The sequence below is a fragment of the Aquabacterium sp. genome, assembly GCF_004297345.1.
Lineage (GTDB): Bacteria > Pseudomonadota > Gammaproteobacteria > Burkholderiales > Burkholderiaceae_C > Aquabacterium.
In genome coordinates, this window is record NZ_SCTN01000086.1 from 1 (window position 1) to 1,784 (window position 1,784).

At 57.1% G+C, this 1,784-nt stretch carries 1 protein-coding gene and 1 pseudogene; both read right to left on the bottom strand.

All coding sequences use genetic code 11. The features are described from left to right. Positions 1-61: 61 nt before the first annotated feature. Positions 62-1,489 (bottom strand): hypothetical protein, encoded by a 1,428-nt coding sequence (locus tag EPO09_RS02505; RefSeq protein WP_290639828.1) that lies wholly within the window; start codon positions 1,487-1,489, stop codon positions 62-64. A gap of 103 nt (positions 1,490-1,592) precedes the next feature. Further along, a pseudogene (locus tag EPO09_RS02510) lies at positions 1,593-1,784 on the bottom strand (hypothetical protein); the annotation flags it as partial.

Consider the following 1,784-nt stretch of genomic DNA (forward strand, 5'->3'; position numbering starts at 1 on the left):
AGTGCAACTGCGGCGGCGGCTTGAAGGGTGTGCTTGATGTTCATGTGATGCTCCCTTCCGCTCAGAACACGAAATCAACCGACAGGCTGATCACGTTGACGACCTTCTTGCTGGCGGTGAAGGCTTGACCGGATGCGGTTGTTGGATCCGGGATCAGGAACGTGCCCACGGAATTGGCGTCTTTGGTAATGCGGTCGAACTGCGCTTTCAAGGCAAGGCCGGAATGCACATCCCAACGTACACCGAGCGTCGATGTTTTCTGATTGACGAATTGAGAGGCCATGAACATGGACACGCCTGCGGACAAATCAGCTACGCCTTGGTTCACTTGACGTGTCAACTCATCAAAATCGGGATCGACGTTACCTGAATTCGCCAATGAATTGGTCTGTACGGGACTGCTAGAGGTTCGGTCCGTCGTCAGTTTGGCATAACCAACATATGGGGTGAACTTACCCACCCGGTAACCAACCAAGCCATACCACCCCGTTGTATCGGCAATGAAGCTCTTGGTTTTGCGTTTGGTGTACTCCAGGCTGGCGACCCAGTTGTCCTGGTCATACCCAAGACCAATGCCCGTGAAAGATGAATCCACGCCTTTGGGATTGAGCAGGTCGCTGACCTGCGCGGCGCCATCGGCATTGGCAAGCGCACCAGGGATGGACGCAGAGATCGCTGCGGATGTGGCTCCGGATGTCGCCCCAGCTGCACCGGGTGCCAAAGCGGCGTACGCCTGTGAACCCTCCACAACGGAATTGGCACCATCGCTCACCAAGCGAGCGGACTCCGAATTGACAGTCAACTTGCCATGGCTTCGCCCAACACGCAACGTAAAGCCATTACCCAGATCCGCCAACACATTTACACCCACGGCTTGTTTGAGGATGATTTCGTCGGTTGGCCCCGTCAACGCCGTGGCGTAATTCGCTTTGGTATTGCCCGTCCAGACAGACGAGGTCAGCGTCGTATTGCCCAGATTCAACTCGTAGGACGCGTCCACGCCCTCGAACTGGCTCACCGGCACCTGCCCATAAACCTCCAGGTTAGGGCGCACCGCTGTGCTCGTGTAGTTCACGTCCCGGAAGTCCGAGATCATGAAGAAGGGTGCCCCCATGCGCCCTGCTCTCAGAGACAAACCAGGCATGGCCTGCCACTTGGCAAACGCCCATTCCATGCTCGGTATGTACTGCCCTTCAGCATCGTACTTGGTCATCACCTGCGCGGTGGCCGAGACAGTGGGAGAGAATTTGTAGGTACCCTGCACGGCCAGCTTGCTGTCTGGATCCGGGCTGGCACGTTTCGTCGCGCCGCCACCCTGGCCTGGGTAATTGAAGATCGCATCGTCGGTACTGGAGCGGGTGATGCCCAGCGTACCGAAACCAGAAAGACTGAAATTACCGTCTGCCGAGTGATAGTCAGCATGGGCACTGGCGCACACAAGCAAGGCTGCCAATGCCACCGATGAAGGACGACGCAAATGGTCTGTCATGACGGGACTCCTTCTGTTGAAGAGCTGAAAGACATCAACCCAAACGAAAAAGGGCACCATGCAGGAGTCCCGCATGATGCCCTTGGATCCTGGCTCGCCAGGCTTATTCCACAGTCAGGACGACCTTGACAGTACTGTCAACCGCGGACTTTTCGATGTAGCCAATGGCATCCACGTTGGAGGCCACGTGCTTCTTCACGTCGGCAGCGGTCGGCACTTCCTTGGGAGGCGTGGCCTTACCAGAGAAGGTCAGACGCGCCCAGGTGGCCTTCACCTGCGCAGACGACTTGCCAGC